An 18,202-nucleotide genomic window follows, 5' to 3' on the forward strand; every position below is an offset into this window, starting at 1 on the left:
GTTGTTGTATTAAGGGTCAATACCCGTTTTTCAACGTAAGGTGTTTTTATTTGTCTCAATTTCTTATGTCAGTGCCACCTGAGGCGGGCTTTTTTGTGTACGAAGACGGCGGCTTTGGGTGCGGAACCACTCACTTTGAGCGCGCAGAAACCTATTTTATTTCTCAAAACCAATATGGATCGAGTCGGCAATATGTTTGTATCCAATTTCCTTATAGATCTTATTCGATGTCGGATTCATCATATCGGTGTAGAGCACGCAAAATTCATAGTCCTGCAACAGCTCCTTCGAACCTTGCGCGACCATCGTCCGGGCGTACCCCTTCTTCCTCTCCTCTTTCGGCGTAAAGACGAGCGAGACGGTGACGCTATTTTGAGTAGGTCTAGCTTTCTTCATCATCGAGACGACTTTCCCTTCATCTTCCCATAGGAATACTTCCCGCGCTTCAAGGAATGCGGCTACTCTCCCTTTAATGAGTTCCGGCGATGTCCTTACTAGGTTCGTATCTTCCTCGAATAATGCAAACCATTTTTCAATTAAGGTTGCATCCGCATCGGTTGCAAACCTCCAACTTCCCGGGCTCATTTCAAGTGTTCCCTCAACTTCATCCAACCGATAAAGCCCTTGATCCATGAGCAGTTTTTGCGTCTCCCCTGTTTGATGCTCCCATGCGTTTGCAAAAGTTGTCGCCCATTGTTTCAAACTGATGATAGACGGAACCATAATTGAATTCCTGCGCAATTCCTGGATGATGAAATCAATCACTTCATCCTTCTTACTTTCATCCACAATGACCAGATTCAATGGATGCGGCGGGGTCATTTGCAAAAGTGCAAGAACATTTCCTCTATTCGTAACGGCAGCCATAAAAGGATTTTCATATTTCCCCGCTTTTATCGCCTGCAGGATGCCATAGAAAAGACTGAAGACATCCTCTTTTTTTGCGATGATCGGTTCCGCCACTTCTGCAAATTTCTCAGCATCCTCGTATTGAATAAACTCCATCCAAATCTCCCCATTTCGTTTCTGAGCATTATATACTTGAAATAGAGAATTGTCACTCATCTTTTTCATAGAAATAAAAAAGGATATGCATCGGCCCTCTGCATATCCTCATTTTATGTAATTTTACCAAAGCACCGGTTTTTGCACCATGAGCCAAAGCATGATGAGCATCAATCCGATATAAATCCAAGATGTCCTCGTCAGTACGGTCAGAATTTCCCCTTTATTGCTATCGGGCAAATGATATCTTCTAAGTACCTTCGTGAATCCACTTGATAAAAAAACGCCGGATACTAGCAAGATAGCAAGGGTCGCAATGACCCAAGACGTGTACCAAGGCCACGGACCGGTGAGTAATAGCAATGCACCCGATACGACGAGCAGATGGCCGGCGTGCATGACGAGCCTAATAATGACATTGATAATCGTCAAGTATGCATTCTCGGTTGAAAGATCGACGTTCCGCAGCCTTTTAATCGTCGGCATTAATAAAAATAATGGACCGATGGCAAGTACTGCGGAGACGACGTGGACAAATACAATTGTCCCATACATGTATTTCATGCCATCTTACTTTTCGACTGGGCTGAACTCGTGAACCCAGACGCTCATTGTAGGAAGCCAAGGCATTTTCGGATGCAAGTCAAGAATTGATTGCTTGTAATCCTCCATGTTTGCAAACCCTTCCTGTTTCGCATGTTCATCTGTCATTTCCCCAAGCGTTTGCTTGTAGAGCTTATCGATTTTAAACTCTTTGCCATCCAATACCATGATTTCATCCGGATACGCATAGACGCCGTTCCGCCTTGTCGCTGTTTTTTCACCTTTCAATACTCTCTCGACATCCGCTGGAATGGTGACAAGCCGTTCAACCGAACAAGTCTTTTCCGGTAAATTATTCATCGTGCATCGCTCCTCTTCTGAATCTACCTCTATCATATCGATTCCCCATGTTAAATTCCATACACAGCAATCAAAACTTACGTTCATCATACGGAATTTCACATGAAAGTCACAATCCTCCACTTAGGTTATTCAATAATTGCCTACTTCACATCAAATGTAAATTCTTCGTGTTCATGCAAGCCTTCTTCATTTTTTACGTGGATTTTGACAGTATACGTGCCTGCCTCTTCGAATAGATGAACTGCGTTATATTCACCCGGCTTCACTTCATCGGCATCAATCCAAAGATGCTTTTCACCGAGAACATCGCTCGAAACCTCATATCGGACATCAGCTTTTTCAAGTGGTTGTCCATCGATCTCCAAATGGGTCATCATTTCCGTCTCTTTGCCAGCCACCGCGTTTTCCGGCTTCACAAAATGGAGAGCAAAACCTTCCGCATGTCCATGGTCATGACTTTCGCTCGGTTCCGAATCTCCGACTTGTGCGCCTTCACCGATTGTCACTTGCTTCACGGGCATCGTGTGCAGATTTTTTGCGTCTACATGTACTTGGATATGGAACAGTCCATCATGGTCAAATGAAGTTTCAGCTGTATAGGTGCCATCCTTTTCGTTCACGGATTCAATCATGACCGAATCGTCTTTCTTCCCTTCCTCCCACACTTCATAGACGACTTTATCGGCATCGACAACTTTTTCATCTCCGTATGTTACTAGGGCTTCCATATTTACTGTGTCACCGACTTCTGCCTGTTCGGTCACAGTCAACTCGACTTCCAAAGGCAGCACTTCGACTGCAGAGCCGTCATCTACGTCTTTTCCGCAAGCGGATAATATACCTAATCCGATAATTAGTCCAAACAGTTTGTATCTCTTTTTCATGATGTTTCCCTCCACCTTTTTCTTCTTTTAAATAAACGGATTTACCTAATATGATATTATCAAGTAAATACGAAGTAATTATGAAGTGCACCTTTTCATAAGTATTTCACAACTACCGAGTATATTATAATTGATTATATCTGTGAAATGAGGATATTTTGATGAACCCGTATACGATTTTAATAGTAGATGATGAACAACAAATGAGAAATTTAGTACGCACTTTCCTTGTCCCGGAAGGATATGTCGTTGAAGAGGCGACAGACGGCATGGATGCCTTATCCAAAGTGTATAAACTACAACCCCATTTATGTATTGTAGACGTCATGATGCCGTATATGAATGGTTTTGATTTTGCCAAAGAATTGAAACGGACAACGAATATTCCAATCATCTTTTTATCCGCAAGAGGAGAGGAATGGGACAAGGTAGAAGGCTTGAAGATTGGCGGCGATGATTATATCGTCAAGCCGTTCATGCCAGGCGAGCTCATTGCAAGGGTTGAATCCGTCCTAAGAAGATCGTATCAACACCAACGTATGTCACGGGTGTTGACAGTCGGTCCGATCGCCATCGATCATCTTGCACATAAGGTTACCTTGAATAACGAACCGGTTTCGTTAACGGTGAAGGAGTTCGGCATCCTTGAGACACTTGCAAGGAAACCCGGCCGTGTCTATACGAGGGAACAGATTTTGAGCCTCGTTTGGGGAGATAATCATAAAAGCACAGACCGGACGATTGATACGCATATTAAGACATTGCGATTGAAATTAGGAGAAGCGGGAAGCATGATTGAAACGGTATGGGGAATCGGATACAAACTTGAGGTGAAATGATGAAAAAGCTCACATTGAGCAAAAAAATATTAGTCATCTTACTATCGAGCCTTGCGTTCACGATTCTTTTTTCATTCTTCTTCATTCATTTCCTTTATTCCAAGCTCTATTTGGCGAGTATTGAAGAATCGATCGTCTATCAAGGAAAACGGACTGCATCCCATTACCATTATGGAGAGTTGAGCGACGAAATCATTGATAAGATCCAATGGTATAACATCGTCTCCGAATATGAAGTGATCGTCGTCGACCACCTGGATGACCTATCTTCGTACTTCCCCTATAAGATCAATTATGAAAATCTTGTAGATAATGCCGATCGTGAAAGTTTGAACAAAGGTGCCTACATAATGAAAAAAGGATATGTCGAGGAGCTCGACCGTGAAATTCTCGGAGCCATTTTTCCAATCAAGGGCGAAACAGGCTTAATCGGTTTCATTTACATATACGTCCCACTCGCGGCTATCCAAGATGTCTTCCGAGAGAGCATCCCGATACTGGTCATCGTCGGCACATCGTTCTTTTTCGTCCTTTTCCTAGGTTTAAATTGGGCATGGCAATCGCTGTTCAGGCCGTTGCAGGACCTTCAGCGGCTATCGGCAGAAGTTTCAAAAGGAAACTATAGCAGCCGGGTTGAAACCGATCGGGAAGATGAAATCGGCCAATTGACGAATGCTTTCAACTTAATGAGCCTGTCGCTGGAAGAACAGGAGAAGCGGAAGAAAGAATTCACGTCCAATCTGGTGCATGAGCTACGGACGCCTTTGACGTATATCGGAGGGTATACACATGTATTGAAGGAAAAGATCTTTTCATCACCTCAGGAAGCGGAAAGCTACTTGACGACGATTGAAAAAGAGACAATCCGATTGAATAAATTAATTAATGATCTCGTCGAGCTGAATCATCTCCAGGAGGATTTATACGTGCTCGTGGAAGAACCGATTGTCATCTCGCAAATCATTTTGGACACGCTTGATTTGTTCAACATCTTAATTTCTGAAAAAGGATTGGACGTGCAACTCGATCTGGAAGAGGATCTGATCCTTACTGGAGACCCGAAAAGGATTGAACAGGTTCTCTACAACATCATTGACAACGCTGTTAAATACTCCGTCGACGAAGGGATATTGCGCATTCAGCTAATTTCTGTCGGGGAAATTATCGAATTTAAAGTGACAAATGATGGGATTGTTATACCGGAAAATGATATTGACAGAATCGGGGAACGTTTTTTCCGCACTGACAAAGCTAGGAACCGGACGACTGGAGGATCTGGACTCGGCCTGTCGATCGTAAAGGAGATCATCCGGCTCCACGGCGGCACTTTTTCCATCCAAAGCGCCCCTGCCACTGGAACTACGGTCACTGTCCGTTTTGTGAATACGATGAAAGATGGAGATGAATAATGAAAACAATGAAATTGCTGTCCGTTTTTGTCATTGCCCTATTTCTTTTGTCTGCATGCGGCCAGCCGAAGCAAACTGGCAGACAAGTCACCTCTTTCTCATTCACCGATCAAAATGGCAAGCCGTTCGGCACCGATCAACTTGCCGGAAAAGTGTGGATCGCGGATTTTATCTTCACAAACTGCAATTCTGTCTGTACTCCGATGTCACACAAAATGGCTGATTTACAGACAACATTCAAAGAGAACGGACTCGAAGTGGAGCTCGTGACGTTCACAGTTGATCCGGAAACCGATACGCCTCAAGTGTTGAAGGAATATGTCGGCCAGTTTTCGGATGACGAATCGAACTGGCATTTACTGACGGGCTATTCACAAGAAACAATCGAGCAATTGGCAATGAATCAGTTCCAGACGATTGTGCAAAAGCCTAATGAAACCAGACAAGTCATCCACGGAACCAATTTTTTCATCATCGATCAAAGAGGTATTATTGTGAATGAATATAGTTATGTCGAGGAATCCTTTGATGAGCAGATGATCGATGAAGTGAAGCGCCTCGTGAAATGATGTCGGATTGATTGGCTCTGAAGCATAAAGCTGGTAGCATGGAAACAATAATAAATACCGGGAGGAATCCGCTTGAAAGACTCAATATCATCTCTAAATTATTTTACAATCGAGCGGTCAATTGATTGGTTTGAGCAGAAGCATCGGCAAACAGCCCGCACCCTTCTGCTATATGAGGAATCGATTGCCTCGTCGGATCATACGTTTTCTTTGGAGCATGTGCATGATGTCTCATATCGCCCATTTTCTAATGGAACAGGGCTTTTCTATCTTCATACGAACCGCGGGGTTTTCACGTTCGGTGTGAATGAAAACCCGAAAGAATTCATCAATTCATACAGGCAACTCAAAGGAGACCCTTTCGCTTTTTGACTCTTCCGTTTGTTTAATTTGTCCCAGTAGAGGTATAGATAGTACAAATACAAATGGGAGGTAATTTTACTATGGTCTTGAAAAAAATCGTTGAGAATGCCGTGCAGGCAAAAAAGGAAATTGAAGAATTGGCAACACAAGGTTACACGCATGATGACATTTATATTTTCGCCCACGATAAAAAAAGAACTGAGCATATTACGGATGCCCTTGATACGGAAAGCGTAGGCATGAAAGAGCAAGGATTCCTCGACAGCATGAAAAACATGTTCACATCCCGTGGAGACGAGCTCCGCAGCAAGATGGAGGCAGCTGGATTGACAGCAGAAGATGCCGCCGATGCGGAAAAGGAACTCGATCACGGAAAACTTGTACTGATTGCGAAGAAATAAATAAGGTGTAATGCACACTTTTGAGTGAAGCAGCTAAATATACGGCCGTTCCTTTCTAGGATGTACTCCTAGAGGGGGACGGTCGTTTTAATTTGCATTGTCACTTCCCCCTACACTTCCCCATCGTTTTCCGTTATGATATGTACTGAAAGCGGGTGCACTTCATTGGATAAGAAATTATGGAAAATAGGTTTTTTTACCGGTTTGACTTCCTTCGTACTGCTCATCTTAGGAATTCGGACCATTTTAGGGACTGAATTGGTGTTCAAAAATTACCTGACGTTCGCTGTATTCAGTTTGACTGTCGGTATTCTAGCATCTTCCCTTCTCTTCTATAAATTTAAAATCGCCTTCAGAATTTTCATGGCTGCCCTTATACTAGGCTTCGTTGAGTTTTTCAGGAGCTTCCTTATGGATAAGAACGGATTTGGCGATTTAATCGGTGTCCTTTCCTTATTCATCATTTCGACTTTCGGATTCGGGCTCGCCATTATTGTACAATTCATCGTTATCGGCATACAAAAAATAAGAAAATAGGAATGGATGAACGGCCGCCTCATATATATGGAGTGCGGCCTTTTATCGCTATTGAATAGAACTATTTCAAATTAATTGAATAATAGTTTTTCAAGGGATATAGTGAAATTGGGGAGAATTTTTTATAAAGGGGATGTTTTTATTGAAAAGAAGAACTGCTGAACCTTATAAGATTAAAAGCGTGGAGACGCTCTCCATGCTATCTTACGAGGAACGCAAAGAGTCTCTCGAACGCGCAGGGTATAATACGTTTTTAATTGACTCAGATGATGTGTACATCGATCTGCTGACGGACAGCGGAACAACGGCGATGAGTGATGCACAATGGGGAGCGCTTATGACAGGCGATGAAGCGTATGCCGGCAGCAAGAGCTGGAAGCGGCTCGAGCAAGCTGTCCGTGATGTATACGGCTATCGATACGTATTGCCAACACATCAAGGTCGTGGAGCCGAAAATATTTTGTCGCAGTTGAAAATTAAAGAAGGCGATTATGTGCCCGGCAATATGTATTTCACGACGACGCGTGCCCACCAGGAGATGAATGGCGCCACGTTTGTCGATATCATCATTGACGAAGCACATGATCCATCGATCGACCTCCCTTTCAAAGGGAATGTCGATCTGGATAAACTACGTAATTTGATTCAGAAAGTCGGAGCTGAAAAGATCCCTTACGTCTGTCTTGCCGTCACGGTAAATCTAGCAGGCGGACAGCCCGTCAGCATGCAAAATATGAAAGAGGTATATGAGCTGTGCAAGTCCCACAATATCGACGTCATGTTCGACGCGACACGCTGTGTTGAAAACGCTTACTTTATTAAGGAGAGGGAGATTGGGTACGCGGATCGCCCTGTGTCAGAAATATTGAAGGAAATGATGTCTTATTCCGACGGTTGCACGATGAGCGGGAAAAAGGATTGCCTTGTGAATATCGGTGGCTTCCTCGCGATGAACGACGAGGATCTCTATATCCGTTCACGTGAGCTCGTTGTCGTCTATGAAGGGATGCCTTCCTATGGCGGTATGGCTGGCCGGGATATGGAAGCGATGGCAATCGGCATACGTGAAGCGGTCGATGACCATTATATCGAGCATCGTATCGGCCAAGTGAGGCATCTCGGGCAACAGCTGTTGGATGCCGGCATTCCGATTGTGCAGCCCATTGGCGGCCATGCGGTATTTTTAGATGCGCGTGCTTTCCTTCCCCATTTGCGTCAGGAGGAATTTCCGGCCCAGGCGCTTGCCGCTGCCCTTTACTTGGATTCCGGTGTCCGCAGCATGGAGCGCGGCATCGTTTCCGCGGGACGGGATATACAGACGGGCGAGCATAACCGGCCGAATCTTGAGCTCGTACGCCTGACAATACCGCGCAGAGTGTATACGAATAATCATATGGATGTCGTCGTCGATTCGATTTTGGCATTATATGAGAAAAGGGATGCAATTTGCGGGTTGAGCATGGTCTACGAGCCGCCGACACTCCGATTCTTCAATGCAAGATTTGCGCCGCTGTCGGAAGATGGAGAGTTGATTAGTGAGGAAAATAGGAAAATCAACGCGTAACAATACAAAAACGCATGCCAATTATTTTTCAGGCATGCGTTTTATAATTTATTTTACCGTTTTTTCTTTTTTAATTTGCTTGCTTCGCAGTTGTCCGCAAGCCGCGTCGATATCGGAACCTTGTTCCCATCGTACTCCGCAGTTGATGCCACGTTTTTTCAGCGCTTCGTAAAAAGACTTGATCGCTTCCGGTTTGCTTCGTTGGTATTGTCCGTGCTCATCGACCGGGTTGTACGGGATGAGGTTGACGTACGACAAATGACGTTTATTATAAAGCAGTTTTGCCAATTGCTCGGCTTCAGCGATATGATCGTTCACGTCATCCAATAGGATGTATTCGAAAGTGATTCGGCGGTTTGTCGTTTCCAAATAGTAATCGATAGCTTCCATCAGCTTTTCAATCGGATATGCTTTATTGATTTTCATAATGCTCGTCCGTAGTTCATTGTTCGGCGCATGGAGAGATACCGCCAAATTGATTTGGATATTTTCTTCCGCGAACTCGCGGATTTTCGGTGTGAGGCCGCTCGTTGAAACGGTAATATGGCGCGCACCGATCGATAAACCTTTCTGGTCATTGATGACACGGAGGAAGTTCATCAAATTCGTGTAGTTGTCGAACGGTTCGCCAATTCCCATTACGACGATGTGGCTGACTCGTTCCCCTTTGCCGACCTCGTCAAGGTGCTGTTGCACTTTCATAATTTGACCGACGATTTCCCCGCCATCCAAATCCCTGTTTTTCTTCAATAAACCGCTGGCGCAAAAACTGCATCCGATATTGCATCCAACCTGTGTCGTAACACATACTGAATATCCGTATGGGAATTTCATCAATACAGTTTCAATCAAGTTCCCGTCTTGCATTTTAAATAGGAATTTGATCGTCCCATCTTCTGAAACTTGCTTTACGGATTGCTCGAGCGTCTGTATAACAAAATTCTCATCCAATACTTGAAGGCATTCTTTATTTATATTCGTCATGTCTGCAAAGTTGGTGACACGCTTTTTATAAAGCCAGTCCCACACTTGTGCAGCACGGAATTTCTGTTGTCCATTTTCGACAAGCCAATCTGTCAGCTGTGCCAATGTCAAGCCGTAAATTGATTTTTTCATGTCAATTCCTCACTTCTCACTTTTGCATTCAGTCAGTATAACATAAAAGGAGTAAAAACAGAAGAAAAAAGCTGCATCATATAATGTCAGCTTTCGTTAGTTTGGCTCATTCGCCTCGTTTTATCCTGTTTTATTTTCATGACGAGAACGAGTACATTCATGAGTGCTAAGACAGTGAAGAAAATGGCAATGCCAGTCTGTCCTTTTGTGAATCGGTCAATTGCAAAATAGCCCAAGAAAATGATTAATGCAATATCGATGAATTTCGGTGTTGTCATCTGGATGCTCCTCCTTTACGCCAAAACTTCCGTTTGACAACAGTATAGCAGTTCCCTATCCCGTATTGCCATCCTCTTTTTAACGTTGCCTAGGGACTGGCAGCAATTGTTGGAGTTTTCTTAGTAGACTATGAATCTGTTCGTCTGTGCCAATTGAAATCCGCAAATAGTTTTCAATATCAGGTTGATTGAAATGGCGTACGAGGATTCCCTCTCCTTTCAACTGCATATATAACTCGACTGCTGCTCTTTCGGCATGCGAGGCAAAGACGAAGTTCGCTTGTGACGGTAAAACGTGGAAACCCATTTCCTCTAAAGCCTTTATGAGCCGCTGCCGTGTCTTTTTAATTTTCTTTACCGTGTAGTCGAAGTATTCCCGGTCCTTGAATGCAGCAGTCGCACCTGCAATCGCAAGCCTGTCGATCGTGTAGGAATTGACGGAATCCTTGATTCTAACAAGCGCCTCAATTAAGTCAGGATGCCCAATTGCATAGCCAACACGCATACCTGCCAGCGAACGGGATTTTGAGGTCGTCTGGACGACGAGGAGATTGTTATACGACTTTACCAATTCCACAGCAGAGACTGTTGCAAAATCGATATACGCCTCATCGATGATGACGACGGTGTCGGGGTTATTGATTAAGATCGATTCAATCGATGAAAGCTCCATATAAAGGCTCGTCGGCGCATTCGGATTCGGAATGATGACGCCTCCTTCAGATCCGAAGAAAGATTCCGCACGTAATGTGAAGTCTTCATTCACACGGACGAGCTCATATGGAATGTTAAACAGTTTGGCATATACCGGATAAAAGCTGTATGTGATATTCGGAAAGCGGATCGGCTTGCCAGGATGAAAGAAGGCCATGAATGAGAAGGCGAGCACTTCATCCGACCCGTTTCCTACGAAAACTTCGTCCTTTGACATACCGTACGTCTCCGCAATGGCGAGTCGCAATCCATCCGCTGTCGGGGATGGATACAACCGGAGCTGTCCCTCCAACTCTTCCAAAATCGCTTCTCTCACGAGCGGACTTGGTGGATAAGGGTTTTCGTTCGTATTCAATTTGATGATGTCCGGTACATTCAATTGTTCGCCCGGCACGTATGGCTCGGCTCGTTTCACCATATCGCTCCAAAACTTATTCATTCCGGGACACCTCATCATTCTTTGGCCTTCTATCCTCAAGAATCGCCTTCACGTCATCGACCGTCACATCTAGCAGTTCCATTAGGACAAGTGTGTGATACGTCAAATCCGCAAGTTCATTCGTCAATTCATCCTTATCGTTATTTTTTGCGCCGATGACGACTTCCGTAGATTCCTCCCCGATTTTCTTCAACACTTTATCCACTCCTTCACGGAACAGATACGATGTATAGGAGCCTTCGATTGGGTTCGCGCGTCTGTCCTTGATTTCATCCGCGATTTCATGCACTACGCCGCGTACCGAACGGTTCTCTTCAAACCCGATAGTATGAAAGCAGCTTGTTTCACCTTTATGGCATGCAGGTCCTGAAGGTGCCACTTGAAGTAGGATCGCATCGTGATCACAATCAATGGATAGCCGATTGATGATTTGCCGATTGCCGGAAGTTGCGCCTTTATTCCAAAGCTCTTGCCTGGAGCGGCTGTAAAACCAAGTTTCTTTCGTTTCAACTGTCTTTTGGATGGATTCCCGGTTCATGTAGGCGAGCATGAGCACTTCGCCTGTCCGTTCGTCCTGGACAATTGCGGGAATCAAGCCGTTTTGATCAAATGAAAGTACATCTATATCGATATTCATCGTAATTCATTCCCAACAACTTGTTTTTGTTCTTTTAAGTACGTTTTTAATTCCCCGATATGGATTTCTTCGAAGTGGAATACTGAAGCGGCAAGTGCAGCACTCGCCTTTCCTTCCGTCAATACATCCACGAAATGCTCGGGCTTGCCTGCTCCACCGCTAGCAACAATCGGTATGCTGACCGCAGCTGCCATCGCCTTATAGAGCTCGATATCATAGCCATCCTTCACGCCGTCTTCATCGATGCTGTTGACGACGAGCTCACCGGCACCCAATCGCTCGCCTTTTTCTGCCCACTCGATTGCATCCAGTCCCGTCTCTTCCATGCCGCCTTTTGCAAAGACGGTCCATTTTGCGGGGCCGGTTTTCTTGACGTCCATTGAAAGCATAATACGCTCTGAACCGAATTTCTCCGCCGCTTCTTGTATGAGCTCTGGATTCAATAAAGCGGCGCTATTAATGGACACTTTATCCCCGCCGATACCTAAGATTTTCTCCACATCATCGGCTGTGCGGATACCTCCTCCGACGATGAAAGGAATAGAGACTTCCTTTGCAATCTCTTCAATTAAATCGAGGAACATTTCCCTGTTTTTCGTCGAGGCGGATATATCGTAGAAGACCAGTTCATCCGCGCCATCTGCGACATATTTTTTCGCGAGCGCAAGCGGGTCAGCAACCTCGATTACGTCAAGGAACTTTCTCCCTTTCACGACTTTCCTATTATCGACGTCCATGCAAGCTATAATTCGTTTTGTCATCGCTGTAGCCCCCCAATGCAGTTTCCAAGGATAGATTCCCTTCATACAATGCCTTTCCGATAATGGCGCCATACAGATCCATCTGTTTCAGCTTGGCGATGTCTTCAGTCGTCGAGACGCCGCCGGAAGCGATGATGTCCATATCGGATGCTTTGTTGATTACATATAATTCATCGAAATTTGGACCTTCCAACATCCCATCTTTCATGATGTCGGTATACACAACCGTTTTGACGCCGATGTCCTCAAGCCATCGCAACAATTTTACCGCTTTGACGTTCGTCGTTTCCGTCCAGCCGTCAGTCGCAACGAATCCATTTCGTGCGTCGATCGACACTGCGATTTTCTCGGCATATTTGGCGACCGCGTCTTCGACGAACTGTGGGTTTTGAATAGCAGCCGTTCCGATAATGACTCTGCTGACGCCGCGTGCGGTAAGTGAATCGACCGTTTCCATCGATCTTATCCCTCCGCCGACTTGCACAGGGATTTTCACAGCCTTCGTAATTTCCCTAATCGCTTCAGCATTCAATGAATCCCCGGTTTTTGCTCCGTCCAAGTCGACGACGTGTATGTACTCGGCGCCTTGCCTTTCCCATTCCTTCGCCATTTCAGATGGCGATTCATGATAGACGGTTTCCTTTGCGTAATCACCTTGTATAAGACGGACGCATTTGCCTCCTCTAATATCGATTGCCGGAAATAAAATCATCGTCGACTCCCCCTTATAAAATTCCCTTTGTCGATGGAATCCCTTCAATTTCAGGATTGATTGAACTCGCAATGCGCAATGCCCTTCCAAAACTTTTGAAAATCGATTCAATAATGTGGTGGCTGTTTTTCCCGTATTGCAAACTGATATGCAACGTCACATTTGCATGTCTCGTGAATGCTAGGAAAAACTCTTCCACCAGCTCGGTATCAAAGTCCCCTACTTTATCTTTCAATCCTTCTACGTTGTAGACGAGATAAGAGCGTCCGCTTATGTCGAGTGATACAGTTGAAAGTGCTTCATCCATCGGTGTTGAAACCATCGAATATCGTTCAATGCCTTCCTTCTCTCCAATGCAGCGATTGAATGCCTGGCCAAGCACGATACCGATATCTTCGACGGTATGGTGCTGATCGACGGCGAGATCGCCATCACACGCAACCTTCAGATCGAATCTGCCGTGTTTCGCAAACAAAGTCAGCATATGGTCGAGAAAACCGACCCCCGTCCGTATATCCGTTTTACCAGTTCCATCGATTGAAAACTCCAATTCAATCGAAGTTTCCGCAGTGCTTCTCGATATCCTTTCACTTCTCATTACGCTCCCCCTTCCGCAACCGGATTGATTCGGCGTGAGCAGTTAATCGTTCCGCTTCCGCCAATAATATTATGTCATCCGCCACTTCCTTAAACGCTTCCTCTGAATACTGGATGATGCTCGACTTTTTGAGAAAATCGCAAACGCCTAACGGAGACGAGAATGCGGCGGTTCCGCTCGTCGGCAATGTATGGTTCGGTCCAGCCATATAATCGCCCAATGCTTCGGGAGAGTATGGGCCGAGGAAGATTGCCCCCGCGTTCCGGATGAACGGCAGTTGCGCCATCGGATTCTCCACCATGATCTGCAAATGCTCTGGTGCGATCCCGTTCACTACTTCGATTGCTTCCGTCAGCGAATCAACGACGATGATCCTGCCAAAATCGTTTATGGAGCGGCTCGCTATTTCCACTCGCTCCATTTCGGGCAACCGTTTTTCCACTTCCGCGACAAGCTTTCGGGCAAACTGTTCGCTAGTTGTCACACAAATGGCTGCCGCCCGCTCGTCATGCTCCGCTTGAGACAATAGATCTGCCGCCACGTACGCAGCGTTTGCCGTTTCATCTGCCAACACACAAATTTCGCTCGGACCCGCGATCATGTCGATTCCAACGTCACCGAATACCCATTTTTTCGCTCTAGCAACATATGCATTACCCGGTCCTGTTATTTTCATCACTTTCCGGATTGTTTCCGTGCCATATGCCATCGCCGCAATCGCCTGTGCACCGCCCACTTTATAGACGACTTCCACACCAGACTCCTTCGCTGCGACCAAAACGTGCGGATTCACTTTTCCGTCCGGTTGCGGTGGTGTCGTGATGGCAATATGACCGACTCCGGCGATTTTTGCAGGGATAACATTCATAAGGACAGTGGATGGGTAGGCCGCCTTCCCGCCAGGCACGTAAATACCGGTCCGCTCGATGGGAGTCACTTGTTGACCGAGCATAATGCCTTTCTCCTGTCGGATGAACCAGGAACGTTCCTTCTGTTCTGTATGAAAATCAATGATCCGTTGTTTCGCTTTCAGTAGAGAGGCGATGAAGGCCTCCGAAACGAGCGTATAGGCCTCGTCGAATTCATCATCAGTAACGATGAAGTTTTCCAACTTTACTCCGTCGAACCGCTCGGTATACATTTGTAAAGCCGTATCCCCGTTCATGCGGACGTCATTGATGATCGACAGCACTTTCTGATCAAATTCCAGATCTATGGATTGCTCGTTCCGCTTCTCAATTTCTACTGCATAGTCGGCTGCCGTAATGATTTTCATGAATACACCTCCAGCCCTGTCTTGACGTCAGCAATGAAATTTTGGATACGCTCTGTTTTGATTGCGAAGCTTGCTTTATTCACAATCAATCTTGCACTCACTTCCGCGATTGTCTCGAGAACAACCAATCCATTCTCTTTCAAGGTAGCACCTGTTTCGACGATGTCGACAATGACGTCAGCCATTCCGATGAGCGGCGCTAATTCAACCGACCCATTCAACTTGATAATCTCGGTGCGGATACCTTTTTGATTGAAATGCATTTTTGCCAGACTTGGATATTTTGAAGCTACAGTCAGTTGAGAACTGTTAACTAGGTTTTCTCCCGGGAACCCTGCTACCGATAGTTTGCATTTCCCAATGCCAAGATCCAGTAGTTCATATACATCTTTCGGGTCTTCAAGCATGACATCCTTGCCGATCACCCCGATATCCGCGGCGCCGAGCTCCACATACGTCGGGACATCAACCGCCTTCACGAAAATCAGCTTGACGCTTCGTTCTTCGTCTGTGAAGATGAGTTTCCTACTTTTTTCATCAAAGTCCGAAAATAGGATTCCAGCAGTCTCAAGCAGTTTAATCGCCTGATTGGCAATCCTGCCTTTTGCCATCGCGACAGTCAAACTTTCCATCATGCCTCCTCCTTTCCATGGACTATTTTCTGGTTATCGGAAGCCTTCAATAACGTTTCAACTTCGCAAGCAAATCCGATTGCCGGCAAATCAGCATCAAATTCATGGCCCAAACGATCATATCGCCCACCCATCAATACCGGCTTGCCGAAACGTCCGACGTACCCTTGAAAAACGATGCCCGAGTAGTAATCCATTCGGTTGATTAATCCGAAATCGATGACAATATGTTCGTCAAACCCGTGTAACGTCAACCGCCTGCAAACCTCATCGAGATAGGAAAGGGTAGCTTGCATTCGGGAAGTGTTGGCAACTTCCTTTGCACGGTCCAGAACTTCCTCCGGCTTTCCGTAAAGTCTAGGAATTTGCGTGACGGCATGTTTGATTGCCTCGTCTGCATCCAGAGTCGTCAGCAGCGCTTCAATTTCAACACTGTTTTTCGCCCGTATAAATGCCTTCAGACGATCGCTTTGGTATTCTGTCAACTTAAGCTGAGTGATCAATTCATGGAAGAAGGCGGTATGCCCAATCTCAATTTTAATGTCATCGAACTTCAAATCCTTCATCGTCTCGAGTGCCAATAAGATCGTTTCCGCATCGACCTCCGGCGACCTTTTGCAAAAATATTCAATCCCCGCTTGTGTCCTCTCGGTTTTTTCTGCCGAGTCGGGCGATCTTCGAAACACTTCCTGAACATAATAAAACCGGTGTTCACTTGTCAGTTTGCGGTGTGCATGAGACAATTCCTGTGTAATCGGTATTGTAACGTCCGGTCTGAGGACGAATACCTCCCCCGATGGATCGATCACTTTCACCATCTCTTTCCGATTGACGGAACTCGTCACCTTTGAATAGAGGTCATACCGTTCGAAAGCCGGAGTTTTAATTCGTTGGAACCTATTTGCAGAAAATCGATTGCTTAATGTACCGATCACTTGCTCGAACTTTTCAGCATCAATCAATTCTGAATTCATTTACATACCACCTCGCTTGTAGACTTCATCACTTTACTACGTTAAAGTTATAACGTACTATAAATCTATTTTTTAATTTTGTCAACCGATAGGAGGAATTTTTCAAATGTTTGATTACCATATGCATAGTTCATTTTCTGGAGATTGCAAAGTAGATATGGAGGATATGGTGAAAGGGGCGATAACAAAGGGCCTTTCTGAGATATGTTTTACGGAACATATCGATTATGATTATCCTGATGAATCGATTGAATTTGATTTCGATAAGCGGAGATATGGTGAGCGTATCGATGAATTACGTAAGCGATATGACGGAATGATCCGTATTAAGAAGGGTGTCGAGATTGGTGTGCAGCCGCATTTATTGGACCGTTATGACAAAATGCTGAAAGCGGAGAATTTTGATTTCATCATTTGCTCCATGCATACAGTCGAACGGAAAGGATTGCATTACGGGGATCTTTTCAGAGGGATTACGGTGGAGGAAGCCTCTTTGAAATATTACAATGAATTGCTGCATTGCGTGAAAGACTTTACAAACTACTCCATTTTAGGACATGTTGATTTGATCAAACGGTATGCGCCTGAGGTCGTCGATAATGATTTCCACGATGTGTTGCGCGAAATCTTTAATATTATCATTCCAGCCGGAAAGGGGATTGAGTTGAATACGTCCGGAGTCCGTTATGGTTTGCCGAACGGATTGCCGAGTGATGATGTGTTAAAGCTGTATAAGGAATGCGGCGGGGAGATCATAACGCTCGGTTCGGATGCGCACAAGCCGGAAGATATCGCATTCGATTTCAACGAGTCGCTTGAGCTGTTGCGTTCAATTGGTTTCCGATACATTTCAACGTTCGAAGGATTGAAACCCACTTTCCATCCGATTGATATGCTTTGAAGATTCGCTTTAGACGCTTGCCATTTGAGATAACAAATAAAAAGGACTGCCTCGGAATTAATTCCGGTGCAGTCCTTTTATTGAAATCATTTCCCTACAATAACCGTCTTGATCAGGGCAAGCCGTTCCCTTATGTGATACTTCGCTTCCACTGATTTCGGTGTCTTGGCTGGCAATGCGTCCGTCTCGAGATCGAGGCTATCCGCAATCATCCTTGCCCGTGCGAGATGAAAATCGCTTGTAATAATCGTTACGGCATTTACATCCTCCGGCAACAGTTTCTTGGAATACAAAAGATTCTCGTACGTCGATGTCGACTCGGTTTCGAGCAGGAGCCTTTCTTCTTTCACGCCATTCTCCGTCAGGTATCGACGCATCGCTTCCCCTTCGGCAATGTCTTCGTCCGGACCTTGACCGCCCGACAAGATGAAGTTCACGTCAGGATAGGTTTCCGCATAAGATAGCGCTTTTTCCAATCGGTAGCGCAACGTGAGTGAAGGCGTTTCCCCATTCACTTTGGCACCAAGGATGAGCGCATATTCATTTGATCCATCTGCCACAGGCTTCTGGCCATCTGCCATCCATTTGCCCAACAACAACCATGTTCCAAAGCAGAGCAACACTGCTGCAATTCCGATTGTCATCCCCAACTTCTTTGTTTTCGTCACTTGATCACCTATTCAAGTC

At 45.3% G+C, this 18,202-nt stretch carries 23 protein-coding genes; 8 read left to right on the forward strand and 15 right to left on the reverse strand.

Going from position 1 to position 18,202, the window contains the following annotated elements; translation table 11 throughout:
• Window positions 1–156: 156 nt before the first annotated feature.
• From AB1K89_RS03730 to AB1K89_RS03745, 4 genes are all read right to left on the reverse strand, one after another.
• On the reverse strand, window positions 157–1,005 hold the full coding sequence (locus AB1K89_RS03730) for a GNAT family N-acetyltransferase (protein WP_413053454.1): 849 nt from the start codon (window positions 1,003–1,005) through the stop codon (window positions 157–159).
• Window positions 1,006–1,128: 123 nt separating this feature from the next.
• A complete protein-coding gene (locus AB1K89_RS03735) occupies window positions 1,129–1,569 on the reverse strand; it encodes a hypothetical protein (RefSeq protein WP_413053455.1) in 441 nt (146 codons plus the stop codon).
• A gap of 6 nt (window positions 1,570–1,575) precedes the next feature.
• Complete coding sequence (locus AB1K89_RS03740; protein WP_413053456.1) at window positions 1,576–1,944, reverse strand: ASCH domain-containing protein; 369 nt, start codon at window positions 1,942–1,944, stop codon at window positions 1,576–1,578.
• A 107-nt stretch (window positions 1,945–2,051) separates the two neighbouring features.
• A complete protein-coding gene (locus tag AB1K89_RS03745) occupies window positions 2,052–2,795 on the reverse strand; it encodes a FixH family protein (RefSeq protein ID WP_413053457.1) in 744 nt (247 codons plus the stop codon).
• Window positions 2,796–2,956: 161 nt separating this feature from the next.
• On the opposite strand from AB1K89_RS03745, the gene AB1K89_RS03750 reads away from it, so the two are divergent.
• The 7 genes from AB1K89_RS03750 (at window position 2,957) to AB1K89_RS03780 (ending at window position 8,477) form a co-directional block, all read left to right on the forward strand.
• Window positions 2,957–3,634, forward strand: a complete 678-nt coding sequence (locus AB1K89_RS03750; protein ID WP_252502536.1) for a response regulator transcription factor — start codon at window positions 2,957–2,959, stop codon at window positions 3,632–3,634.
• Window positions 3,634–5,043: a sensor histidine kinase gene (locus AB1K89_RS03755; RefSeq protein WP_413053458.1), complete on the forward strand. Its 1,410-nt coding sequence runs from the start codon at window positions 3,634–3,636 to the stop codon at window positions 5,041–5,043. Before AB1K89_RS03750 ends, AB1K89_RS03755 begins: the two co-directional genes overlap by 1 nt.
• A complete protein-coding gene (locus AB1K89_RS03760; RefSeq protein ID WP_413053459.1) occupies window positions 5,043–5,612 on the forward strand; it encodes an SCO family protein in 570 nt (189 codons plus the stop codon). The genes AB1K89_RS03755 and AB1K89_RS03760 overlap by 1 nt, the downstream gene beginning before the upstream one ends.
• Before the next feature lie 72 nt (window positions 5,613–5,684).
• Window positions 5,685–5,984 carry a hypothetical protein gene (locus AB1K89_RS03765; protein WP_413053460.1) on the forward strand — a complete coding sequence of 100 codons (300 nt, stop codon included), beginning with the start codon at window positions 5,685–5,687 and terminating at the stop codon, window positions 5,982–5,984.
• A 71-nt stretch (window positions 5,985–6,055) separates the two neighbouring features.
• Entirely contained in the window at window positions 6,056–6,376 is a 321-nt protein-coding gene (locus tag AB1K89_RS03770) for a YflT domain-containing protein (protein WP_413053461.1), read from the forward strand.
• A 165-nt stretch (window positions 6,377–6,541) separates the two neighbouring features.
• Window positions 6,542–6,913: a hypothetical protein gene (locus tag AB1K89_RS03775; protein ID WP_413053462.1), complete on the forward strand. Its 372-nt coding sequence runs from the start codon at window positions 6,542–6,544 to the stop codon at window positions 6,911–6,913.
• 142 nt (window positions 6,914–7,055) lie between these two features.
• Window positions 7,056–8,477 carry a tyrosine phenol-lyase gene (locus tag AB1K89_RS03780; protein ID WP_413053463.1) on the forward strand — a complete coding sequence of 474 codons (1,422 nt, stop codon included), beginning with the start codon at window positions 7,056–7,058 and terminating at the stop codon, window positions 8,475–8,477.
• Window positions 8,478–8,525: 48 nt separating this feature from the next.
• Here the strand turns inward: AB1K89_RS03780 and rlmN are convergent, their stop codons facing one another.
• The 10 genes from rlmN to hisZ form a co-directional block, all read right to left on the reverse strand.
• Window positions 8,526–9,593 (reverse strand): dual-specificity RNA methyltransferase RlmN, encoded by a 1,068-nt coding sequence (rlmN, locus tag AB1K89_RS03785; protein ID WP_252502529.1) that lies wholly within the window; start codon window positions 9,591–9,593, stop codon window positions 8,526–8,528.
• 86 nt (window positions 9,594–9,679) lie between these two features.
• Entirely contained in the window at window positions 9,680–9,871 is a 192-nt protein-coding gene (locus AB1K89_RS03790; protein WP_252502528.1) for a hypothetical protein, read from the reverse strand.
• Window positions 9,872–9,950: 79 nt separating this feature from the next.
• Entirely contained in the window at window positions 9,951–11,024 is a 1,074-nt protein-coding gene (hisC, locus tag AB1K89_RS03795) for a histidinol-phosphate transaminase (RefSeq protein WP_413053464.1), read from the reverse strand.
• Window positions 11,017–11,667 carry a bifunctional phosphoribosyl-AMP cyclohydrolase/phosphoribosyl-ATP diphosphatase HisIE gene (gene hisIE, locus AB1K89_RS03800; protein ID WP_413053745.1) on the reverse strand — a complete coding sequence of 217 codons (651 nt, stop codon included), beginning with the start codon at window positions 11,665–11,667 and terminating at the stop codon, window positions 11,017–11,019. Before hisIE ends, hisC begins: the two co-directional genes overlap by 8 nt.
• Window positions 11,658–12,422: an imidazole glycerol phosphate synthase subunit HisF gene (gene hisF / locus AB1K89_RS03805; RefSeq protein ID WP_413053465.1), complete on the reverse strand. Its 765-nt coding sequence runs from the start codon at window positions 12,420–12,422 to the stop codon at window positions 11,658–11,660. Before hisF ends, hisIE begins: the two co-directional genes overlap by 10 nt.
• A complete protein-coding gene (gene hisA, locus AB1K89_RS03810; protein WP_413053466.1) occupies window positions 12,385–13,134 on the reverse strand; it encodes a 1-(5-phosphoribosyl)-5-[(5-phosphoribosylamino)methylideneamino]imidazole-4-carboxamide isomerase in 750 nt (249 codons plus the stop codon). Before hisA ends, hisF begins: the two co-directional genes overlap by 38 nt.
• Window positions 13,135–13,147: 13 nt before the next feature.
• On the reverse strand, window positions 13,148–13,732 hold the full coding sequence (gene hisB / locus AB1K89_RS03815; protein WP_413053467.1) for an imidazoleglycerol-phosphate dehydratase HisB: 585 nt from the start codon (window positions 13,730–13,732) through the stop codon (window positions 13,148–13,150).
• Window positions 13,722–15,008: a histidinol dehydrogenase gene (gene hisD / locus AB1K89_RS03820; protein ID WP_413053468.1), complete on the reverse strand. Its 1,287-nt coding sequence runs from the start codon at window positions 15,006–15,008 to the stop codon at window positions 13,722–13,724. The genes hisB and hisD overlap by 11 nt, the downstream gene beginning before the upstream one ends.
• Window positions 15,005–15,640 carry an ATP phosphoribosyltransferase gene (gene hisG, locus AB1K89_RS03825; protein WP_413053469.1) on the reverse strand — a complete coding sequence of 212 codons (636 nt, stop codon included), beginning with the start codon at window positions 15,638–15,640 and terminating at the stop codon, window positions 15,005–15,007. Before hisG ends, hisD begins: the two co-directional genes overlap by 4 nt.
• The gene (hisZ, locus tag AB1K89_RS03830) at window positions 15,640–16,614 is read right to left on the reverse strand and encodes an ATP phosphoribosyltransferase regulatory subunit (protein ID WP_413053470.1); all 975 of its coding nucleotides are present in this window, start codon (window positions 16,612–16,614) and stop codon (window positions 15,640–15,642) included. Before hisZ ends, hisG begins: the two co-directional genes overlap by 1 nt.
• A gap of 106 nt (window positions 16,615–16,720) precedes the next feature.
• Between hisZ and AB1K89_RS03835 the strand changes: the two genes are divergently transcribed.
• Window positions 16,721–17,515, forward strand: a complete 795-nt coding sequence (locus AB1K89_RS03835) for a histidinol-phosphatase HisJ family protein (RefSeq protein ID WP_413053471.1) — start codon at window positions 16,721–16,723, stop codon at window positions 17,513–17,515.
• Window positions 17,516–17,601: 86 nt separating this feature from the next.
• Here AB1K89_RS03835 and AB1K89_RS03840 read toward each other — a convergent pair whose 3' ends face one another.
• Window positions 17,602–18,183 (reverse strand): YdcF family protein, encoded by a 582-nt coding sequence (locus tag AB1K89_RS03840; RefSeq protein ID WP_413053472.1) that lies wholly within the window; start codon window positions 18,181–18,183, stop codon window positions 17,602–17,604.
• Window positions 18,184–18,202 lie beyond the last annotated feature (19 nt).

It is taken from the genome of Sporosarcina pasadenensis (assembly GCF_047228845.1).
Taxonomy (GTDB): domain Bacteria; phylum Bacillota; class Bacilli; order Bacillales_A; family Planococcaceae; genus Sporosarcina.